The sequence below is a fragment of the Chromohalobacter israelensis DSM 3043 genome (genome assembly GCF_000055785.1).
Taxonomy (GTDB): domain Bacteria; phylum Pseudomonadota; class Gammaproteobacteria; order Pseudomonadales; family Halomonadaceae; genus Chromohalobacter; species Chromohalobacter israelensis.
In genome coordinates this window covers 1,416,502-1,434,076 of sequence record NC_007963.1, presented here as the reverse complement: position 1 = coordinate 1,434,076, position 17,575 = coordinate 1,416,502, and the positions used below count along the sequence as shown (strand labels likewise).

Sequence of the window (17,575 nt, the reverse complement as noted above, 5' to 3'; positions counted from 1 at the left end):
AGGAAATACGCATGGAAGTACGCAAGGTGGATGTCGCCATCATCGGTGCCGGCACGGCAGGACTCGGCGCCTACCGAGCCGCCAAGGCACACACCGACTCGGTGGTCATGATCGAGGGCGGCCCCTATGGCACGACCTGCGCTCGTGTGGGCTGCATGCCCTCCAAGCTGCTGATCGCCGCCGCCGAGGCCGCGCACCACGCTCGTGACACGGCGCCCTTCGGGATCAACGTCAGCGGCGAAGTAAGCGTCGATGGCCGTGCGGTGATGGACCGCGTACGCCGCGAGCGCGACCGTTTCGTCGGCTTCGTCATCGAGTCGGTGGAAGGCATTCCCGAGGCGGACAAACTGCGCGGCTACGCGCGCTTCGCCGATGCCCATACCCTGATCGTCGATGAAGAAACCCGTGTCGAGGCGAAGAAGGTGGTCATCGCCAGCGGTTCCACCCCGACCTACCCCAGTTTCTTCGAGGCCGCGGGCGACCGCCTGGTCATCAACGACGACGTCTTCGAATGGGAGACCCTGCCGGAATCGGTGGCTCTGTTCGGCCCCGGTGTCATCGGCCTGGAACTGGGCCAGGCCTTGCACCGGCTCGGTGTGCGCCTGCGCATCTTCGGTGTCGGTGGCGCCCTCGGCCCGTTGCAGGACGCCGAGATTCGCGACTATGCCGAACGTGCATTCAACGATGAGCTGTACGTCGATCCCGATGCCACCGTCGAGTCCATCGAGCGTGACGGTGACAGCGTGGTCATTACCTTCATCGAACGTACCACCGGCGAGCGCCTGACCGAACGCTTCGACTACCTGCTCGCGGCCACCGGCCGGCGCCCCAACGTCGACAAGCTCGACATCGAGGCCGCGCACCTCAAGCTCGATGCACGCGGCGTCCCGGTCTACAACCGCCATACACTGCAATGCCGGGGTGACGACGGCGCGCCGAGTCATGTATTCATCGCCGGCGATGCCAATCACGAGCTACCGCTGCTCCACGAAGCCTCGGACGAGGGGCGCATCGCCGGCGACAATGCGGGGCGCTATCCCGATGTGCGCGCCGGGCATCGGCGCACGCCGCTGGGCGTGGTCTTCAGCGATCCGCAAATCGCCACCGTGGGAATGAGCTATCCTCAACTTGAGACGCGCTATGGCGACTGTGACTGCTTCGCGGTCGGTGAAGTATCCTTCGAAAACCAGGGCCGTTCACGGGTCATGCGCATGAACAAGGGGCTGATGCACGTCTATGCCGAGCAGGGATCCGGCTTGTTCCTGGGTGCCGAGATCTTCGGACCACGCGCCGAGCACCTCGGACACCTGCTGGCCTGGGCGCACCAGCAACGCCTGACCGTCAGCGAGATGCTGGAGATGCCGTTTTATCACCCGGTCGTCGAGGAAGGCTTGCGCACCGCATTGCGCGATCTCAACGCCAGGCTCCAGCTGGGGCCGGCGGTGGTCGAGCGCTGCATGGAGTGCGGACCGGGCGACTGACGTTCTCGCACCGTGCTCCGCGCGGTGCAACGCCAACGGCATGACGCCGCCACGGCGTCATGCCCGCCGATGCTTAGGAGACCTGCCATGACGCGCTCATCCCCCGCCGTTGTCGGCGATATCATGCTACGCGATGGTTACCGCGTCACCGCCGACACCTCGATCTCCACGCTGGCCGACGGCCTGGCACGCCACCGGCTCCCCGGGGCGCCGGTGGTCGATGCCAACGACCGCTTGATCGGCTTCATCTCGGAACAGGATGTGCTGGGGCAACTGCTCGACAGCGCTTACCATTGCGGCGAGCCGTCGCTGGTGGGCGAACTGATGCGTGAGGTCGTGCTGACCGTCACGCCGGACAAGAGCATCGTCGACCTGGCCGAATCCATGCGTGGCGAACGCCCCAAGGTCTACCCCGTCGTCGACGAGGGGCATGTCGTGGGCCTGGTGACGCGACGCGAAATACTGGCGGCATTGCTGCAGATGCGCAGCCGCTGCTGAGCCCCGCCGCCCGCCATAAAAAAACCGCCGCGCAGGGCGCGGCGGTCAATCGAGAACAGTAAGCTCAAAACGAATACCCTAGCGACTGCCGGGAAATAACGTCTCTTGCCTTACTCTGACCCCGCTGACGGCAAAAGTTCCACCAGCGTGAATTTTTTTGCTCGCCGGAGCGCTCATCGGGCTTGCCAAGCCACGCCACGCTTGATTAACATCCCTTCCCGTCGAGCGGGCATAGCTCAGTTGGTAGAGCATCAGCTTCCCAAGCTGAGGGTCGCGAGTTCGAGCCTCGTTGCCCGCTCCATCCCCCCATGGCCCCATGAAATATTCGAGCAGCCCAAAGAACCGCGAGCTGGTGCGCCAGTCCGGTAGAACGCCATCCAATCGCCCCTCTTAGCACGCTCCCCCATGTTGTTTTCTCGCCGTACCGTCAGGCATCGCCTGTCCTGTTCGTCCGCCCTCCACGCCTCGCCGATGGTCGAGTCGCGCGCATGGAGACTTTTGGGCAGAATCACGCTGCTGGACACTCACGCTAAAGATGAAAACACCATGACGACTTTTCCACGCAACACCCGGGCATGGCTGGGCGCCATGCTTTGCAGCTTGCCCTTGGCCCTGAGCGCCTTCGATGTTCACGCGGCCCCCGAGGGCAAGACCGACTGCATCGCACCCGCCAAACCCGGCGGAGGATGGGATTTCACCTGCCGGGCCACGGCGCGCGCCTTGCAGGAACTCGACCTGATTCCCGCCGGCATGCAAACCGTCAACATTCCCGGCGCCAGCGGCGGTGTGGCCTTCAGTCATGTGCGCGCCAAGCGCAATGACGACAACGACCTGATCGTCGCAGCCTCCACTGCCACCACCACGCGTCTGGCCCAACGCCGCTATGCGGGTGGCGATCGCGACCAGGTCCGCTGGGTCAATGCCATGGGCGCCGACTATGGCATCGTCGCGGTGCCCGAAGACTCCCCCTACGACGATTTGGCCGAGTTGCTCGATGCACTCGAGAAGAACCCGCAGAGCGTCAGTTTCTCGGGCGGTGACGTCGTCGGCGGCTTCGATCATCTGAAGGTATTGATGGCCGCCCGGGAAGCCGGTATCGACGACCTGCGCGATATCAAGTATCTGGCCTTCGACTCCGGCTCCGTCGCCATTACCCAGTTGCTGGGAGGCCACCTCGACGCCTTTACCGGCGACGTCTCCGAAGCCATGAGCTTCGTCGAAAGCGGCGACCTGCGCCTGCTGGCTGTCTTCTCGGAAGAGCGCCTGCCGGGTGAACTGAGCGATGTTCCTACCGCGCGCGAGCAGGGCATCGACGTCGTGGCACCCAATTGGCGGGGCTTCTACGTGCCCGGCGGCGTCTCCGATGCCGCTTATGCGGACTGGAAAGAGACGCTCGATACCCTGTACGACTCCGCACAGTGGAAGCAGATCATGAAGACCAACGGCCTGCTGCCATTCCACAAATCCGGAGACGACATGGAGCGCTTCGTCGAAAAGCAGGTCAACGACATTCGCGAACTCTCGGAAACGCTGGGCCTGGTCGCGTCATGACCTGTCGCCGATGGCCGGATTCCACGGCCATCGGCACACGTCTCGGCCAACCCGTGGGGGACATGCTAGACTCGTGGCTTCGCAAACGTTTCGGCCTCTCATCGCATCATGCTTCTTTTCTTGCTGGTTTTCGTCGTCTGCCTGACGATTCTGGTCGGCACCGTGGCGATGCTGATGCTCAGCCGCACGCCACGTTACCGCACCGAGCCCGTTCACTTGCTCGACGTGTTCGACAAGACACTGGACAAGCGTGTGAGCGTGGCCGAGTGGCATACGGTCGTCGATTACCCGATCCGCCACGACGAGTACCTCGAGAGCATACGCCGTCGCGCCCAGCACTTGATGGAAGAGCACGGCCGTCCCTGGCAGGTGGCACAAGGCGGGTCGCTGCTGTCACGCGTCGGACGCGATGAACTCGAGGCGTTGCGCGATCATCTGCGGGCGCGCATGGCATTGCGCGAGGCCTGACCTGCCCATGATAGGCTCAGGGTGCCGTTGCGCCATGCCCACTGGGCACACGTCACGCCCACTGCGAACTTCAGGAGGGCCGCCATGACCAGCAGCATCCGTCTGACACCGCTCGACAATGCGGTCAAGCATCACGATCATGCCTTCCACCAGATCGTCATCGGCCTCGCCGGGCATGCCGAGTTCGAGATCGAGGGCCTGGGCGGCACCATTGCGCCGCTTTCCGGATGCATCGTGCCTACCAGTCATGTGCACTACTACGAGGGCATCGGCGACAATCGCCAGTTGATCCTCGACCTCCCCGACGATGCCCCCTCGTTGACGGGCGCCCACCGCGAACTGGCCCGACTGTTCGATGCGCCGCGCTACTTCACGCTCGACGACCCCTTGCGCAACTACCTCAATTTCGTGGTGCAGGAAATGTCGCAACCGCGTCACGCCGATGGCGAACTCCTCGCCACGACGTTCCTGAGCTGTCTTCACGCTCGCCTGGCCCCGGACTTTCACCCTCTCGCGTCGGGTCGCCCCCTGGCTCTCGATGCCATCGACCGTTATATCGAAAACCACCTCGCCGAACGCATCACGGTCGGCGACCTGGCTCGCCTGGCGTGCCTGAGCGAAGCCCACTTCAGCGAGCGGTTCCGCCGGCACACGGGACTGACGCCCTATCAATACTTGTTGCGTCGGCGACTCGAACACGCCAGCGCGCTCCTGCGTGGCGCCGCCATCCCGCTCAGCGACGTCGCAGCGCGTACCGGCTTCGCCAGCCAAAGCGCCCTCTCGCACGCCTTCCGCCGCCACTACGGTCAGCCACCGTCTCGATTGCGGCGCAATGGGGCGACGCCATTGGCGGCTACTCATCACAACATCGACTAACGTCTAAGATTCAACCCCTCAGCGTCGCCTAGCGGGTTTTTTGACACGCCGACCCGAGAAATTGGCAAGACTCGACGCACTGACCCACTCTAAAGTCGAGGATGACTGACACAACAAGGACGCCGTCATACCGGCGCCGACTCCGCACGCCCTCCTTCATTATCGCGTCGCCGATCATCACGGGGTCATGACATGCTGAATGCCAATACCATGCTGGAAAACGCCACCTGGAACGATGAGCTCGACACGCTCTTTGCACGTGTCAGCGATCATTACAGTGTCGACGAGAATGCCTATGTCGCCGAACTGGCCGCGGTGCTGCGCAGCGACGACGAGGATTTCAAACGCATCGCCGCGCAGACCGCCGAACTGGTACGCGACGTCCGCGACATGGATACGGCAGTCGACTCCATCGACGAGCTGCTTCAGGAATACAGCCTCGATACCCATGAAGGCTTGATGCTGATGTGTCTGGCCGAGGCGATGCTGCGCATCCCCGACAAGGCCACCGCGGACGCCTTGATCGAAGACAAGCTGGGCCCCGCCGACTGGAAGGCACACGTCGGCCAGAGCGAGTCCTGGTTCGTCAATGCGTCCACCTGGGGGCTGCTGATGACCGGCCGTGTCCTTCAGCTCGATCATCCGCGCGAGGGCAAGCCCGCCAACTTCATCAACAAGATGGTCAACCGCATGGGCGAGCCGGTGATTCGTCGCGCCATGTACCAGGCGATGAAGATCATGGGCAAGCAGTTCGTGCTCGGACGTACCATCGACGAGGCCCTGAAGCGCTCGCAGCCGCTGTTCGACAAGGGGTACACCTACTCCTACGACATGCTCGGCGAAGCCGCGCGCACGCGCCCCGACGCCGGGCGCTATTACGACGATTACGCCAATGCCATCGCGCGGGTCGGCGCCACCAGCCGCAAGCTGGACGCCAAGACACCGTCGCCCTCGGTCTCGATCAAGCTCTCGGCGCTGCACCCGCGCTACGAGTTCGGCCGCCGCAGCCAGGTGCTCGACGAGCTCGTCGACAGCGTCCGCCAGCTCGTCACCCTGGCCCGCGAGAATGAGGTCGCCATTACCATCGATGCCGAGGAGGCCGATCGCCTCGAGTTGTCACTCGAGGTATTCCGCGCCGTCTTCGAAAGCGATGTATGTCGTGGCTGGGGCCACTTCGGCCTGGTCGTGCAAGCGTATTCGAAACGCGCTCTGCCGGTGCTGCATTACCTCAATCGTCTGGCCGATCAATGCGGCGACGAGATCCCGCTGCGCCTGGTCAAGGGCGCCTACTGGGATACCGAGATCAAGGAGGCCCAGCAGCAAGGGCTCGACGGCTATCCGGTGTTCACGCGCAAGGCGGGGACCGATGTCGCCTATCTCGCATGCGTGCACTTTCTTCTCTCGGAGGAGACCCGCGGGCGCATCTTCCCGCAGTTCGCCACGCACAACGCCCATACCATCAGCACCATCCTGGAGCTCGCCAACGATGCGGGTCGGCATTTCGAGTTCCAGCGTCTGCACGGCATGGGCGAGGCGCTCTATGAAGTCGCCCTCAAGCGCGCCCCCCAGGGCACCTACTGCCGTATCTACGCGCCGGTCGGCGCACACAAGGACCTGCTGCCCTACCTCGTCCGGCGCCTGCTGGAAAACGGTGCCAACTCGTCCTTCGTCCACCAGCTGGTCGATCCCCGCGTGCCGGTGGAAAGTCTCTGCGTCCATCCGCTGGAGACCCTGTCGCAATACGAAACCTATGCCAACTCCCGGATTCCGTTGCCGCGCGACATCTACGGGGAAAAACGCAAGAATTCCAAGGGTGTCAACTTGAACATCAACAGTCAGTATCAGCCCCTGATCGATGCCATGGCATCCTTCATGGAGACCGAATACCACGCCAAGCCATTGCTCGCCTTCACGGTGGAAGACGACGCCGCGCAGTGCCACGACGTGCTCAGCCCCTACGACACGCGTCAGCGCGTGGGTGACGTGCAGTGGACCACCAGCGAGCAGGCGCGCCGCGCCGTGGATGCCGCCTGGGCAGCGTTCCCCCGCTGGACCGACACGCCGGTCGAGGAGCGCGCGGCGATCCTCGAGCGCTTCGCCGACCTTCTGGAAACGCACCTCGCCGAGTTGATGACACTGTGCTCGCGCGAGGGCGGCAAGCTGCTGACCGATGGCGTCGACGAAATCCGCGAAGCCGTGGACTTCTGCCGCTATTACGCCATGCGCGCCCGGGAGATGTTCGACGCACCGATCCCCCTGCCCGGCCCCACCGGTGAATCCAACGAGCTGATTCTCTCCGGCAAGGGGGTGTTCGCCGCCATCAGCCCGTGGAATTTCCCGGTGGCGATTTTCTGCGGCCAGATGGTCGCTGCCGCCGTGGCCGGCAACCCGGTGCTGGCCAAGCCCGCCGAGCAGACCTCGTTGATCGCCCATCGCGTCGTGGAGCTGCTCCATGAAGCCGGCATGCCTCGCGATGTGGTGCAATTGCTGCCTGGCGACGGCCCCACCGTGGGCAGCGTGCTGACCGGCGACGCTCGAATCACCGGCGTGGTCTTTACCGGCGGCACCGATACCGCGCAGATCATCAATCGCGCTCTCGCCGATCGCGAAGGCGCCGCGTTGCCGACCCTGATCGCCGAGACCGGCGGCATGAACGCCATGATCGTCGACTCCACCGCGCTTCCCGAACAGGTCGTCGTCGATGTGGTGGGCTCGGCGTTCCAGAGCGCCGGCCAGCGCTGCAGTGCCTTGCGCGTCTTGTACCTTCAGGAGGATATCGCCGACAGGGTCATCGAGATCCTCAAGGGTGCCATGGCGGAACTGCACATCGGCGACCCACGCGAGCTGGGCACGGATGTCGGCCCGGTAATCGACGAGGACGCCCACCGCCAGCTCAGCGACTATATCGCACGCCTCAAGGAGGAAGGCCGCCTGGTCGCCGAGGCAACGCCCGATCCCGATGTCATCGCTCACGGTCACTTCATCGCACCCACTGCATTCGAGGTCGAAGGCATCGAGGCACTGGAGCGCGAGCAATTCGGGCCGATATTGCATATTGCCCGGTATCGCAGCGCGGATATCGATCAGGTCATCGATACCATCAACGCCAAGGGCTATGGCCTGACGTTCGGCGTGCATAGCCGCAACGAATCCTTTGCCGCTGAAATAGCGCGAAAAATTCGTGTGGGCAATGTCTACGTCAATCGTAATATCATCGGCGCTGTCGTGGGCGTTCAACCGTTCGGTGGCCAAGGACTCTCGGGAACGGGGCCGAAGGCGGGCGGACCGCACTATCTACAACGCTTTGCCACGGAAAAGACCCGTACCATCAACACCGCCGCCCTTGGCGGCAATGCGTCTCTGCTCGCGCTGGGAGACGAGTGACGGCCACTCGTCATCAAACAACAAACGTAGGGAATCTGCTGATGCTCACAACAACGCCACCATCGACTTCACCGCCATGCCCGGCCCGTTCGTGATGCCCGCCACCGACGTTCTGGCTCGTATGCGTACCAACAACTGCCGGTGCCACGCCCGGCCTGATAATTAAGATAACTAAGAACAGGAGACGTTTTTATGGCTATTGGTGTCTGGATAAGCCTTTTCGCCTACTTTGCGCTCATGATCGGCATCGGCCTTTATGCCATGCGCAAGTCCACGTCCACATCCGAAGACTACATACTGGGTGGCCGTACCCTCAGTCCCAAAGTGGCGGCGCTGTCGGCCGGCGCTTCGGACATGAGCGGCTGGCTGCTGCTGGGGCTGCCCGGGGCAATGTTCGTCTCCGGCCTGGGCTCGGCATGGATCGGCATCGGCCTGCTGGTGGGGGCTTTCTTCAACTGGCTCCTGGTCGCGCCACGACTGCGTGAACAGACGGTTCACTATGGCAACGCGATCACCATCCCCTCCTTCCTGGCCAACCGGTTCCCGACCCAGGCCTTGTCGTTGAGGACGGTTTCCGCCATCGTCATCGTCGTCTTCTTCGCGGTCTACACGGCGTCCGGCCTGGTGGCAGGCGGCAAGCTGTTCGAAAGCGCGTTTTCCGGGGTCATCAACATCGGCGGGCTCAGCGATTACGCGGTAGGCATCATCATCACCCTGGGCGTGGTGCTGGTCTACACGGTCGTCGGCGGCTTCCTGGCCGTGAGCATGACGGACTTCGTGCAGGGCTGCATCATGATGCTGGCGCTGGTGATCATGCCGGCAGTCGTGATCTTCGGCGAAGGCGGCGGCGGCTTCTCCCAGGCCTCGCAGACGCTGAACGAAGTCGACCCCACGCTCTTGTCATGGACGGACGGCCTGACCTTCATCGGCTGGTTGTCCGCCGTGACCTGGGGCCTGGGCTATTTCGGTCAGCCGCACATCATCGTGCGCTTCATGGCCATCCGGTCGCTGAAGGACGTGCCCGTCGCCCGCAACATCGGCATGAGCTGGATGCTCATTTCCCTGATCGGCGCGATCTCGCTCGGGATCTTCGGCCGCGCCTACGCCATCCGCAATGGCATGGACGTAGAGGATCCGGAAACGATCTTCATCATCCTGGCGGACCTGCTGTTCCACCCGCTGATCACCGGCTTCCTCTACGCCGCATTGCTGGCCGCGATCATGAGTACCGTGTCCAGCCAGTTGCTGGTGGCCTCCTCGTCGCTGACCGAAGACTTCTACCGCCTGTTCCTGCGCAAGGAAGCCACGGAGAAAGAGACCGTCGGCATCGGCCGGGTCAGTGTCGTGCTGGTCGGCCTGGTGGCGGCCGTGATTGCATCCGATCCGGACTCTCAGGTGCTGGGACTGGTGAGCAACGCCTGGGCAGGTTTCGGCGCGGCATTCGGTCCGCTGATCATCCTGTCGCTGATGTGGTCGCGCACGAACGGTGCCGGCGCCATCGCGGGCATGGTCGTGGGTGCCGCTACGGTCATGATCTGGATTTCTCTGGGCTGGAACGCATCGTTCATGGGCGGTCCCGGCGTTTACGAGATCATCCCCGGCTTCATCGCTGCCTTCATCGCGATCCTGGTGGTGAGCAGCCTGACCAGCGACGCCGGAGAATACAAGCACATCTCCCGCTGAACCTGATGCGCATTCCATGCGCCGCGCGATCGATCAAGGGCTCCCTCGGGAGCCCTTTTTCAATGCGTCTCGCGGAAGGCCCAGAAGCGAGACGCCAGGTAGGTCAACACTGGCACCGTCAAGGTCGCGATGGCCACGGCGAGGAACCCCTGCACCGGCGTCGTGGCCAGCAAGGTGCCCAGTACGCCATTGTTGAGACCGAACCCCGCCAATGCCACCAGGAAGAAACGTTTCGCCCGGCCACGACGGCGAAACGTGACGCGTCGATGTCCCATCAGCGAGACCTGGAACGCCGCCAGGAACGCCACGACGTTGGCCAGGAATTCGGACATGCTCGGCCATGTCCCGAGCAGCACGCCGGCCACCAGCAGGTGCACGCCGGTGGCGGCGATGCCCACCAGCCCGAAACGGGCCGCGGTACCGGCCTCGCCCGCCAATCGCCTCATGCAGCGGGACCTTCACGGCGGGGGGCATGCAGCGTCTCGCTGTCTTCGGCCACCAGGTACAACGGACGCTGCTTGGTCTCGATGAACAACCGCCCCACGTACTCGCCCAGGATGCCGATCGATAGCAGTTGCATGCCGCCGAAAAACAGAATCGCGGTCATCAGCGAGGCATAGCCGGGCACATCGCTGCCGAACAGCACCACGCGTCCTACCAGCAGCACGATGTACAGGAAGGCAATCAGGGCGATCACCGCGCCGCAGTATGACCAGATGCGCAGTGGCCAGGTGGAAAAGCTCACGACGCCATCGAGGGCGAAGTTCCAAAGTTTCCAGTAGTTGAACTTGCTGCTGCCCGTCTCGCGGGAAGGACGCGCGTAGCGCACGCCGGTGGTGCGATACCCGGGCCAGGAAAACAATCCTTTCATGAACCGACTGCGCTCGGGCAGGCGATTGAGCGCATCCACCACTCGCCGGTCCATGAGCCGAAAGTCCCCGGCATTGTGCGGAATCGGTGTATCCGACAGGCGGTTGAAGAAGCGATAGAACAAGCCGGCGGTGGCACGCTTGGTATGCGTATCCTCCTCCCGCGTGCCACGAACGCCGTACACCATGTCGAATCCTTCTTCACGCCACAGGCGCACGAATTCGAGGATCACGTGCGGGGGATCCTGCAGGTCGACGTCCATGGGCACGATGGCGTCGCCGTGCGCGTGCGCCAGTCCCGCCGTCAGGGCGGCTTCCTTGCCGAAATTGCGCGTCAGCGACAGATAGCGCACGCGCGCATCCGCTCGGCTGGCGTCGCGCAGGGTCGCCAGCGTCGCATCGCGTGAGCCATCGTCGACGAACACGACCTCCCAGCGTGCGACGTGCCCATCGAGCGCCTTGTCGACGGCCGCAAGAAACGCGCCGATGGCGCCCTCCTCGTTCATGACCGGCACCACGATGGATAGCAGCCAATCGCCCGCTGCGCGATGCGGGGACGCCTCATGACCTTCATGTTCAGACACTACCGTGGGACCCTCCATGTCACTCCTCCGCTTGTGCTAGCTCACCCAAAACAGCCATGCCACCAACACCGCCATGCCTCCCCAGCACCAGGGCGGCCGCAACCATGAAGGTCCTTTGTGCGCCCCGGTGAGCCCCACGCCATGCGCGAAGCCTCCCCCCAGGCTCCAGCTTCCCAGCACGACCGTTGCCACTCGCGCCGGCCAGGCCAGTGACCTGACCGTGTCGGGATACGCCAGCAGCCAGAACGCCAGCAATGCCGCAGCCAGCAAGGACCCCCAGGGAGCCAGCCGACTATCGACGATACGCCATACGTGCTCCATCACTCATTCTCCCCATCGCCCACCTTGCAAGTTAAGAGGCTTTTACGCCATCTGGCGAGTTCGACGCCGTTCCACGCCCCGGGTTCGATGAAGCGTATGCCACGCACATCATGGCGAATAGTTCACCCCAGGCAGAGGAAAACAGTGTTTGAAAATTTTTCTGGACTAAAAAAACACTGTTTCCTATACTGCAGACGTCGATTGGGAAACGCCGTTCTATTACGGCGAAGCAACTCAAGGAGTCCATCATGACCAAGATCAAGCTGATTTCCGCCCTCGCCCTTGCCGGTTCCTGCGCCTTCGGTACGCAGGCCGCTCTCGCCTATAGCGCAGGCGACTTCATCGTGCGTGGCGATATCGCCAAGACCGACGTCGACGCCAGCAACGTCGAAGATGACAACGGCTTCATGGGCAGCGTCGGCTACCTCTTCCACGACAAGCTGGGCGTCGCGCTGACCTCGAGCGAGAAGTTCGAGCACGACTTCTCCAGCAACGGCACCAGCGGCGACTTCGAGCAGCGCCCGACCAACCTGACGCTGCAGTATTATCCGCTGGGCGGCACCAACTCGCGTGTACAGCCTTACGCCGGCGCTGGCGTGAACTACACCGAGTTCTCCAGCGAGCACGCCAGCAACGGCCAGAGCGTCTCCATGGATGACTCCTGGGGCGCCGTCGGTGAGCTGGGTGTCGATCTGTTCGTGACCGAGAACCTGGCTTTCAACGGCTTCGCCAGCTACACCGATGTCGATTCCGATACCGACATCAACGGCGCTTCCGCCGGTGAGGTGAATCTGGACCCGGTCACCGTGGGTGGCGGCCTGACCTTCCGCTTCTAAGGCAAGACCCTACGTGAACGCGACAACGCCGGGCCCTCAGGGCCCGGCGTTGTCGTATGAGAGGCAGGCATCAGGGAAAGCCTGCGTCACGCCTCGGTCACGATGCGATCCACCTCGGCCACCGCCTCGGTGACCACCCGCCGCACACTGGGCGAGGCCTCCTTCAGCCAGGTATCGATCGCCGGTGCGACGCTGCAGGTAGCCGGCAAGGGCGCCTCGGTCTCGGCCAGCGTTTCAAGCCGCGCCACGAAGACATAGCGCAACCACTGCGGCAGTTCCATGGTATCCACGCAGAACGGCTGCTGGCTGTCGAACGCCGCCGCAGGCGGCTCCTCCACGCGCCACATGTCGACGCTGCGCAAGGTCGCGACCAGGCGCTCCAGTGCCTCCATCAAGGCTTCATGCGACGTCATCTCATCTCCTGAAGTGAAACATCCCGGCCACCATTGTCGCGCTTCGCACGGGGGGTTGACCACCTTGCCTTTCTAGTCGGCTCCTGCTGGGTCTTCCTTTTCCCCATGCTTGCCCACAGTTCACTGGGACGAGATTGTGGATAAACGTGGGACAACCTTCGCTTGGCCAAGATTGACGCCGCTCACGCATGAATGGTCATTTTTTGATCAACACGATGCCTCGGGGGCTGGTCAGCGTGCGTCTCGAACGCTACAGTGCCGCCCTCGATTCCGGAGGCAGCATGCAGTCGATCACCACACTCAGTGAATTCTTCCAACGCACCGGCGCGGAGGTACGCCTTTTCGACATGGGGCGTCGTGTCGCGCCGTTCGATACCACACGGCTTGCCGAATTCGAGGCCGGCGACGCGCCCTGGCCTCTGCCCTGGAACGGGCAGGCACGCCTGGCCTGTGCCTTTCGCCTGGGGAGCGACGCGTCCAGCGAGCCACTGATCTGGTTCCTGGCGCTGCCGCTCGATGAACAGGGGCTGCTGGTGCCGGGACCGCGCGATGCCTTCATCGAGCGTCTGCTCGAAACACTGGGGCGTACGGTGGAAACCGTGGGGCGCGACGATGCGCCACAAATCGATAACCTGATGCGCGACAACCCGCTGGTCTTCACGCCCGACCTCCATCAGCAAGCCATGCTGCATGCCCAGGCCGCACACGCCTTCGCGCAGCCCACGAGCCAGCATTACGGCCTGGCGCAGGCCTATCTCATCGACGCCGATGCCAACGTCAACTGGCAAATGCTGGGCTTGCAGGGCATCGCGGATGTCGTGGTCCACCTGCAACGCGAGGCCGAAGCCAAGCTGGCCACGCGAATCGCGCACTTGCCTGTCGAGGTCTTGCGGCCGCTCTGCTACTGTATGGAACATTGCGACGTGGTCGACGCAAGTCTGGTCCCGCTTCGTGAACGCGCCGAACGTGCCGCTCGCGAAGGCGACCTGGAAACGCTGTGCGCCATCATTCGTGCCCTGGGTGCTGGACGCGACCCGCGTGTCGGCGACTGGTACGATGCGTTGCTCGAGGATGATGCCGCCTGTGGCCCGGATGTGCTCGCCGCCATGGCGGCACGCGGCTGGTCGCATCTCGAGGATGCCCAGCGCTTGCCACGCTTTCTCACGCGGCTGGCCGACAACCCCAACGCCAACTTCACCGCCCTGGTGCGCGACCTGGCCCTGGTGCCACGCCTGCGCCTGCCGGTGCTGATGACGCTTCGCCAAGCCAGTGCCGACTCCGCCATCGGACGGCGTCTGGCCGAACTGGAACACTGATGCATGAAAGCATTGCCCTATCAAGCCAAGGCCGTGATCGGCCGGCGCGAGATGGTCACGCTGCCCGAGCTGGGGCTGACGCTATGCGCTAAAATCGATACCGGCGCCCGCACGTCGGCACTGCACGCCGAGGACATCGAAACCTTCGAGCGGCAAGGCCATCTCTGGGTGCGTTTCATCACGCGCGGCGGCGGACCGGAAGCGCCCTCTCACGCGCTCGAGTTGCCACTGTACGATCGCCGCAAGGTCAGGAGCTCGAACGGCATCGAGCAGTGGCGCTATGTCATTCGTACGCACATGCAGCTCGGCGGGCTCGACTATCCCATCGAGCTGACCCTGACCGACCGTCGCAGCATGCGCCACCCCATGCTGCTCGGACGGCGCGCACTGCGCCGCCTCCTGGTCGCGCCCGGCGCGGCCTTCCTGCACGGCGAGCCTTGATGTCACCGACCTCGCCACCACGTGGAGACGACCATGCATATTGGCATTCTTTCCCGCAATCGCAGGCTGTATTCCACACGGCGCCTGGTCGAGGCCGCCGAAGCGCGTGGGCATACCGCGCGCGTGGTCGATACCCTGCGCTGCTACATGAACATTGCCTCCCACCGGCCGTCGATTCACTACAAAGGCGAGGAGATCGAGCCCTTCGACGCCATCGTGCCTCGCATCGGTGCTTCCGTGACCTTCTATGGCTGTGCGGTACTTCGCCAGTTCGAGATGATGAGCACCTATGTCCTCAACGATTCGGTGTCGATCACCCGCTCGCGCGACAAGCTCCGCTCCCTGCAGCTGCTGTCACGCAAGGGGCTGGGGCTGCCGGTGACCGGCTTCGCTCATTCCCCGGATGACATTCCCGACCTGATCACCATGGTCAAGGGCGCGCCGCTGGTCATCAAGCTGCTGGAAGGCACCCAGGGGATCGGGGTGGTGCTCGCCGAAACCAACCAGGCAGCCGAGTCGGTCATTCAGGCGTTCATGGGCATGAAAGCCAATATCATGGTTCAGGAGTACATCAAGGAAGCCAAGGGCGCCGATGTGCGTTGCCTGGTCATCGGCGACAAGGTCGTCGCCGCGATGAAACGCCAGGCGGCCGAAGGCGAGTTCCGCTCCAACCTGCATCGCGGAGGCACCGCCAGCGTCATCCGCATCACGCCGGAGGAGCGCTCCACGGCGATCCGCGCGGCCAAGGCGATGGGGCTGCGCATCGCAGGGGTAGATCTACTACGCTCCAATCACGGCCCCGTGATCATGGAGGTCAACTCCTCGCCGGGCTTGCAAGGCATCGAGACCGCCACGGGCAAGGACATCGCCGGCCAGATCATCGAGTATATCGAGAAGAACGCCAGCACGCCCCGCAAGGCGCCCCCCAAGCCCAAAGGCTAGGACGAGCGCCCGAAGGTGACGCCCCTGTCGATGCGCCTTCACCCCGGGGGAATTTTTCTTACCCCCGGGGTAGCAAAACGCTGTTTCCACCCGCACAATTTGCGTCACCGGAGGAGGTGACCGCCCATGTTTCTTGATAATCGCCAGGTGGCGATGGACAGCGTGCTGGAAGCGCTGGCCGATAGTCTCGATTATTTCCAGGATAACTTCGAGCGCCTGCGCCCCGCTTTGCGTGACAGCTTGAAGCCTCACTATGAAGAACGCGGCAAGGCCCTGCGCGAGTTGCAGGAACTCGCCAAGACGCATCTCGATCTGCTGCCGCGCGATGCCGACGTGGAGCGTGACGATTACCTCTGGCTGTGGAGCCGTATCAAGAGCTTCGTGGGCAACGACAGTCAGGTGCTGATCGGCGAGCTTCTCGAGCAGGAGCGCGTCTTGATGCAGGCCCTGGGCACGGCGTTCACCCATCCGCTACCGGACCCGCTGGAGCCGGCGCTGGAACGCTGCTGGAAGAACTGCCGCGCCTTGATCCGCGAGCTCAACGCCCAGCACAAGCGCTGACAGGCGGCCTTACTCCTCCCCGGCCGCCTTGCCCTTGAGCGGCTCGAAAATCGGCAGTGTCTCCGGGGGCCCCAGAAAATAGGGATCGCGCCCCCACAGATAGAGATCGCCGACGGCAGCCGCTCGCGCCAGCCACTCGCGCAGCCAGAGCTGCCACTCGCCGCTGACTTTCCCCCCGGGAACCGCACAGCCCTGCGCCTTCAGCCCCGCCGCATCGGCGATGAACAGCGCCCGCGGCAGGTGCCAGGCCTGAGAAACCAGCAACACGTGCTCGACACCGAAGATGCGACGCGCACGCACCACACTGTCGAAGGTACTGAAACCGGCATAATCCAGGGTCATGTCGTCGCTGGCGACGTTGCGTGCCCGCAGAGCCCGCCACATGGCGATCGGCTCATTGTAGTAACGGGTGCGATTGTCGCCGGAAAGCAGGAGATGGCGCACGTGGCCGAGCCGCAGCAATTGCGCCGCCGCTTCCATGCGTGCGGTGAAATAGGGGTTGTGGCCTCCGCCGCGCAGGCCTTCGGCGGTACCGAAGACCAGGCCGACCGGTTCGGTGGCGCAGAGCAGCGTGTCATGCTGAATGCGCCCGGCGGTCTTGGCGAACACCCAGAGGTTGAGCGCCACGACCACCGCAAGCACGGACACCACGCCGACAAGACACCACTTGAACAGTCGCCGCCCCCACCGTTTCAGTCCACGGCGGCTCTTTTCTCGCGGCATGCTTGTCTCCAACGAAAGGGCTCACGGGCCCGTCAGGGCAACGCCTCGCGAACGCTAGAACATGCCCAGTTCCAGCTTCGCCTCCTCGGTCATCATCTCACGACTCCAGGGCGGGTCGAAAACGATCTCGATGTGCGTCTTGGAGACTTGCGCCGCGCCCATGATCTTGCGCCTGGCATCCTCGGCGATCACCTCGCCCATCCCGCATCCGGGCGCGGTCAATGTCATGCGAATGGTCACCATGGTCTCGCCGTTGAGCAAGTGCTCGATACGACACCCGTAGACCAGCCCCAGGTCGACGATGTTGACCGGAATCTCCGGATCGAAGCACGTCCGCAGCTGCTCCCAGATGAAGGCCTCGAGCTGTTCATCGTCGACGTGCTCGGGCAAGGTCGCGCGCGGCACCGACTCGAGCCCGAGAGCGTCGAGGTCGTAACCCTCGATCAGGAACATGCGACCCTCGAACCCCACACTGACCGTACCGCCCTTGGCCTGCATCACCGAGACGATGCTGTCTTCGGTCAAGGTCACGCTCTTGCCGAAGGGGATCGAGATCGCGTTGACGTCGCGCTGCAAGGGCATTTCCTGCCCTTTGTAGAGGCTATCCAGTTGATCCATGCCGTCTCCG

The 17,575-nt window shown here is 63.6% G+C and carries 18 protein-coding genes and 1 tRNA gene; 13 read left to right on the top strand and 6 right to left on the bottom strand.

What is annotated here, in order from left to right; genetic code table 11:
- Nucleotides 1–11: 11 nt before the first annotated feature.
- The 8 genes from CSAL_RS06380 (at nt 12) to putP (ending at nt 9,941) form a co-directional block, all read left to right on the top strand.
- Entirely contained in the window at nt 12–1,481 is a 1,470-nt protein-coding gene (locus CSAL_RS06380) for a dihydrolipoyl dehydrogenase (protein ID WP_011506555.1), read from the top strand.
- Between the two features lie 87 nt (nt 1,482–1,568).
- Nucleotides 1,569–1,979 (top strand): CBS domain-containing protein, encoded by a 411-nt coding sequence (locus CSAL_RS06375; protein ID WP_011506554.1) that lies wholly within the window; start codon nt 1,569–1,571, stop codon nt 1,977–1,979.
- Nucleotides 1,980–2,204: 225 nt separating this feature from the next.
- A tRNA-Gly gene (locus tag CSAL_RS06370) sits at nt 2,205–2,280 on the top strand.
- A 245-nt stretch (nt 2,281–2,525) separates the two neighbouring features.
- Nucleotides 2,526–3,530 carry a Bug family tripartite tricarboxylate transporter substrate binding protein gene (locus tag CSAL_RS06365; protein ID WP_011506553.1) on the top strand — a complete coding sequence of 335 codons (1,005 nt, stop codon included), beginning with the start codon at nt 2,526–2,528 and terminating at the stop codon, nt 3,528–3,530.
- Nucleotides 3,531–3,638: 108 nt separating this feature from the next.
- The gene (locus CSAL_RS06360; protein WP_011506552.1) at nt 3,639–3,998 is read left to right on the top strand and encodes a hypothetical protein; all 360 of its coding nucleotides are present in this window, start codon (nt 3,639–3,641) and stop codon (nt 3,996–3,998) included.
- A gap of 84 nt (nt 3,999–4,082) precedes the next feature.
- Complete coding sequence (locus CSAL_RS06355) at nt 4,083–4,874, top strand: AraC family transcriptional regulator (protein ID WP_011506551.1); 792 nt, start codon at nt 4,083–4,085, stop codon at nt 4,872–4,874.
- A 192-nt stretch (nt 4,875–5,066) separates the two neighbouring features.
- Nucleotides 5,067–8,258, top strand: coding sequence for a bifunctional proline dehydrogenase/L-glutamate gamma-semialdehyde dehydrogenase PutA (gene putA / locus CSAL_RS06350; protein ID WP_011506550.1), 3,192 nt, complete (start codon nt 5,067–5,069; stop codon nt 8,256–8,258).
- Between the two features lie 192 nt (nt 8,259–8,450).
- Nucleotides 8,451–9,941 carry a sodium/proline symporter PutP gene (putP, locus tag CSAL_RS06345; RefSeq protein WP_011506549.1) on the top strand — a complete coding sequence of 497 codons (1,491 nt, stop codon included), beginning with the start codon at nt 8,451–8,453 and terminating at the stop codon, nt 9,939–9,941.
- Nucleotides 9,942–10,000: 59 nt separating this feature from the next.
- Here putP and CSAL_RS06340 read toward each other — a convergent pair whose 3' ends face one another.
- The 3 genes from CSAL_RS06340 to CSAL_RS06330 are packed head-to-tail and all read right to left on the bottom strand — an operon-like array spanning nt 10,001 to nt 11,715.
- Nucleotides 10,001–10,387, bottom strand: coding sequence for a GtrA family protein (locus tag CSAL_RS06340; protein WP_011506548.1), 387 nt, complete (start codon nt 10,385–10,387; stop codon nt 10,001–10,003).
- A complete protein-coding gene (locus tag CSAL_RS06335) occupies nt 10,384–11,394 on the bottom strand; it encodes a glycosyltransferase family 2 protein (protein WP_240673328.1) in 1,011 nt (336 codons plus the stop codon). Before CSAL_RS06335 ends, CSAL_RS06340 begins: the two co-directional genes overlap by 4 nt.
- 36 nt (nt 11,395–11,430) lie before the next feature.
- Entirely contained in the window at nt 11,431–11,715 is a 285-nt protein-coding gene (locus CSAL_RS06330) for a hypothetical protein (protein ID WP_043558071.1), read from the bottom strand.
- 248 nt (nt 11,716–11,963) lie between these two features.
- Between CSAL_RS06330 and CSAL_RS06325 the strand changes: the two genes are divergently transcribed.
- The gene (locus CSAL_RS06325) at nt 11,964–12,551 is read left to right on the top strand and encodes an OmpW/AlkL family protein (protein WP_011506545.1); all 588 of its coding nucleotides are present in this window, start codon (nt 11,964–11,966) and stop codon (nt 12,549–12,551) included.
- Nucleotides 12,552–12,637: 86 nt separating this feature from the next.
- Here CSAL_RS06325 and CSAL_RS06320 read toward each other — a convergent pair whose 3' ends face one another.
- Nucleotides 12,638–12,964, bottom strand: coding sequence for a YqcC family protein (locus CSAL_RS06320; protein WP_011506544.1), 327 nt, complete (start codon nt 12,962–12,964; stop codon nt 12,638–12,640).
- A 281-nt stretch (nt 12,965–13,245) separates the two neighbouring features.
- On the opposite strand from CSAL_RS06320, the gene CSAL_RS06315 reads away from it, so the two are divergent.
- The 4 genes from CSAL_RS06315 (at nt 13,246) to CSAL_RS06300 (ending at nt 16,224) form a co-directional block, all read left to right on the top strand.
- On the top strand, nt 13,246–14,280 hold the full coding sequence (locus tag CSAL_RS06315) for a DUF3549 family protein (protein ID WP_011506543.1): 1,035 nt from the start codon (nt 13,246–13,248) through the stop codon (nt 14,278–14,280).
- Between the two features lie 3 nt (nt 14,281–14,283).
- Nucleotides 14,284–14,721 carry an ATP-dependent zinc protease family protein gene (locus tag CSAL_RS06310; protein ID WP_011506542.1) on the top strand — a complete coding sequence of 146 codons (438 nt, stop codon included), beginning with the start codon at nt 14,284–14,286 and terminating at the stop codon, nt 14,719–14,721.
- 33 nt (nt 14,722–14,754) lie between these two features.
- Nucleotides 14,755–15,663: a 30S ribosomal protein S6--L-glutamate ligase gene (gene rimK, locus CSAL_RS06305; protein WP_011506541.1), complete on the top strand. Its 909-nt coding sequence runs from the start codon at nt 14,755–14,757 to the stop codon at nt 15,661–15,663.
- 126 nt (nt 15,664–15,789) lie between these two features.
- A complete protein-coding gene (locus tag CSAL_RS06300) occupies nt 15,790–16,224 on the top strand; it encodes a hypothetical protein (protein WP_011506540.1) in 435 nt (144 codons plus the stop codon).
- 9 nt (nt 16,225–16,233) lie between these two features.
- Here the strand turns inward: CSAL_RS06300 and CSAL_RS06295 are convergent, their stop codons facing one another.
- Nucleotides 16,234–16,947, bottom strand: coding sequence for a SanA/YdcF family protein (locus CSAL_RS06295; RefSeq protein WP_011506539.1), 714 nt, complete (start codon nt 16,945–16,947; stop codon nt 16,234–16,236).
- A gap of 54 nt (nt 16,948–17,001) precedes the next feature.
- Nucleotides 17,002–17,565: a putative Fe-S cluster assembly protein SufT gene (sufT, locus tag CSAL_RS06290; RefSeq protein WP_011506538.1), complete on the bottom strand. Its 564-nt coding sequence runs from the start codon at nt 17,563–17,565 to the stop codon at nt 17,002–17,004.
- Nucleotides 17,566–17,575 lie beyond the last annotated feature (10 nt).